The sequence below is a fragment of the Peribacillus asahii genome (assembly GCF_003570725.1).
In the GTDB taxonomy this organism is placed as follows: Bacteria; Bacillota; Bacilli; order Bacillales; family DSM-1321; genus Peribacillus; species Peribacillus asahii.
Window position 1 is genome coordinate 1 of the sequence record NZ_QWVS01000070.1, and the last position, 3509, is coordinate 3509.

Annotated in this window: 2 protein-coding genes and 1 pseudogene; all 3 read right to left on the minus strand. The window is 41.5% G+C overall.

Features of this window, described 5'->3' with window-relative positions:
• Positions 1-1205, minus strand: a 1205-nt coding sequence (locus tag D1953_RS20630) for an NtaA/DmoA family FMN-dependent monooxygenase (RefSeq protein WP_220453383.1), incomplete at its 3' end; no start/stop codon positions are given.
• Between the two features lie 317 nt (positions 1206-1522).
• The gene (locus D1953_RS20635; RefSeq protein WP_119119030.1) at positions 1523-2899 is read right to left on the minus strand and encodes an LLM class flavin-dependent oxidoreductase; all 1377 of its coding nucleotides are present in this window, start codon (positions 2897-2899) and stop codon (positions 1523-1525) included.
• 111 nt (positions 2900-3010) lie between these two features.
• Positions 3011-3271: pseudogene (locus D1953_RS20640) on the minus strand (alkanesulfonate monooxygenase); the annotation flags it as partial.
• Positions 3272-3509 lie beyond the last annotated feature (238 nt).

Sequence of the window (3509 nt, forward strand, 5' to 3'; positions counted from 1 at the left end):
TCATAGGAGCCAGGAATCGTTGCGTTAATGACATTGATACCATCAACACCTGCCTCACTCCAAATCTCAAGCTGGTCTGCAATCGTTTCAGGTGTTCCAACAATACGGGTCGTTTTACCTTGAAGTCTAGCAAGATCAGCAACGGTCGGCGTTCGTCCTGGCGTGCTTTGCTGCACCCAAGCAATCAAGCTTCTTGTTCCATCCGTTTCGATATTTTTAAGCGGTGTATCTAAGCTGACGTTTCCTAAGTCCATCCCTATAGCTCCAGCTAAATGAGCAATCATCATTTCCAAATCAATATTCTTATCCAGCTCTATTTCTTTACGTCGAGCCTCTTCCTCCGTCTCCCCTATGACGAAGGATAATCCTTGATAAAACTTAATATCATGACCATCTCGACCATTTTGAATAGCTAAGCGCCGTGTATCCTCAATTAGCTTACGAGCATTTTCAGGATCTGGTGTTACGATAAACACAGCCTCCGCATTGCGAGCTCCAAAGTCTCGTCCAGCCGTTGATGACCCTGCTTGAAAGAGCACTGGTGTTCGTTGTGGTGATGGTGACACAAGATGCGGACCTTCAACCTGGTAACGCTCCCCAACATGATGTATTTTATGTACCTTAGATGGATCCGCATGAATACCACTCTCTCGATCTTGTAAAAGAGCTCCTTCATCCCACGACCCCTCCCAAAGCTTATACAAAACATCTACATATTCATCCGCCCAGCGATACCGCTCATCATGCGGGACCAGACCATCATAACCAAAGTTTCGAAAAGCATTTTCCTGTGCACTAGTTACTATATTCCAAGCAACGCGGCCTTTGGAAATGTGATCCAACGTTGAAACGCGACGTGCAAAATTAAAAGGGGGTTCCTGAAGTGGAGCTGCTGTAAATGCTAAGCCTAGATGTTTTGTGTTCACCGCAAGTGCGGATAGAAGAACCATCGGATCGTTGCTCGGTATTTGCAAACCGGTTTGTACATGATAATCCCAACCACCCTGATGATCACCATATAATCCAATAACATCTGCGAAAAAGATAGCATCAAACCCTCCCTCTTCAAGTCGCTTAGCCAAAGAAACCCAAAGATCTACATCGTTAAAATTCAACTGATGTCCTTCCTCCTCACGCCACAATCCATGCAGAATATGAGAAGCTGTATTCATTACAAAGGCCGAAAAAGATAATTGTTTCGCCAATTCATTCACACTCCATTGTTTGAAATAAAATTGCTCTGTTGTTAATAAGCTTAGAAATTAATAGAATTCTTTACATTCTCCAGTACAACAAAAAACCAGAGACATCTTCTGTACATACAAAATACAGAAACTGTCTCCGGTTGACCGGCCAACAAAATTCAAACTATTCATATACAATTACTTTGTTTTATGCTAACAAGTATATTTTAGATTGTCAATCCTTTTAATTACATTTTCTTACTTTAGAATTTCTTCTACTTTATTAATGATTTCTTAATCTAGAATAAGACCTGATGCCCCTACATTCTTAACTCATATCACTGAGTGGCACCTTTAGCAGTGAAGGCCCCTCTATATCTTGCAGCAGGATGGCGCTCACTAAGACGGTCTGTTCCAAAAAGTGTATGGCGGAAAGTACCTGGCTCACCATGCTTATTACGCACTAAACCACGCTTGCGAAGAACAGGCATCACTTGATCGATAAATTCTTCATAGGAGCCAGGAATCGTTGCGTTAATGACATTGATACCATCAACACCTGCCTCACTCCAAATCTCAAGTTGATCTGCAATAGTTTCAGGAGTTCCAACGATACGGGTCGATTTATCACGCAGTCGGGCAAAGTCTGCAACTGTTGGAGTTCTTCCTGGCGTGCTTTGTTGCACCCAGTCTAATGTACTTCTCACTCCCTCCGTTTCGACATTCTCAATCAATGTATCTAGACTAAGATTCCCCAGATCAATACCGATTCCTCCGCCAATATGAGCTAAGATGGAATCGAGATCAATATTCTTATCCAGCTCTATTTCTTTACGTCGAGCCTCTTCCTCCGTCTCCCCTATGACGAAGGACAATCCTTGATAAAACTTAATATCATGACCCTCCCGACCATTTTGAATAGCTAAGCGCCTTGTATCCTCAATTAGCTTACAAGCATTTTCAGGATCTGGTGTTACGATAAACACAGCCTCTGCATTGCGAGCTCCAAAGTCCCGTCCAGCCGTTGATGATCCTGCTTGGAAGAGCACTGGCGTTCGTTGTGGTGATGGCGACACAAGATGCGGACCTTCAACCTGATAACGCTCCCCAACATGATGTATTTTATGTACCTTAGATGGATCCGCATGAATGCCACTCTTTCTATCTTGTAAAAGAGCTCCCTCATCCCACGAACCCTCCCAAAGCTTATATAAAACGTCTACATATTCATCTGCCCAGCGATACCGCTCATCATGTGGAACCAGACCATCATAACCAAAATTACGATAAGCGTTCTCCTGAGCATTAGTCACTATGTTCCAAGCAATGCGACCTTTGGAGATATGATCTAGTGTTGAAACACGTCGTGCAAAATTAAAAGGGGGTTCCTGAAGTGGTGCTGCCGTAAAAGCTAAACCTAAATGTTTTGTATTTACTGCAAGAGCGGACATAAGGACCATCGGATCGTTACTCGGTATTTGCATCCCCGCTTGTACATGATGTTCCCAGCTACCTTTATAGTCACCATACAATCCAATGACGTCCGCGAAAAACATGGCATCAAACCCACCGTCCTCAAGTCGCTTAGCCAAAGAAACCCAAAGATTTATATCGTTAAAGTTCAATTGATGTCCTTCCTCATCACGCCATAGTCCATGAAGGATATGGGATGCTGTATTCATGACAAAAGCAGAAAATGATAGTGGTTTCGTCATGTTCTTTCCCTCCTTTTTATTTGAAAATTTTTTAATGAAACAGGTATCTACTCCTTCAATTTTCATTGAAAAAGTAGATGCCTTTAGTTGACTAATAGGCTAATATACTTGTTATTTAACAACAGTCGGTTTAATATCACCACTGAATGGACTAAGAAATGTTTTTTGATTCGACGTATCCTTTCTTTCTATTGGAAGTTTAGGGAATAATAATTCGGCTGTCGTATAGGCTTCTTCTAAATGTGGGTAACCTGATAGAATAAACGTTTCGATGCCTAAATCAGCGTATTCTTTCATACGTGCAGCAACCGTATCGGGATCTCCTACAAATGCTGTACCTGCACCTGTTCGCACCACCTCTACTCCGTCCCATCGATGGGACCTTTGGTTATCTAATCAATCATATCATATAATACATATTATATACATGTGTTAACTAGGAATTAATGCTATATTATTTTCTAATTTTCTTGTAACACCTCATTTGCTTGATACCAAAAGTCTTCTAGTTTTCTTGTCAAACCACCTGGTCCAAATTTCACCTTTTCTTCATCTGTACAACTAAAAATCATAAACCGTAACATCACTTTTCTTCTATTCAAAATATTAG

Bases quoted from the DNA above. Each gene is read 5' to 3' on its own strand.
- D1953_RS20635 (WP_119119030.1), bottom strand. From the start codon at position 2,899: ATGACGAAACCACTATCATTTTCTGCTTTTGTCATGAATACAGCATCC.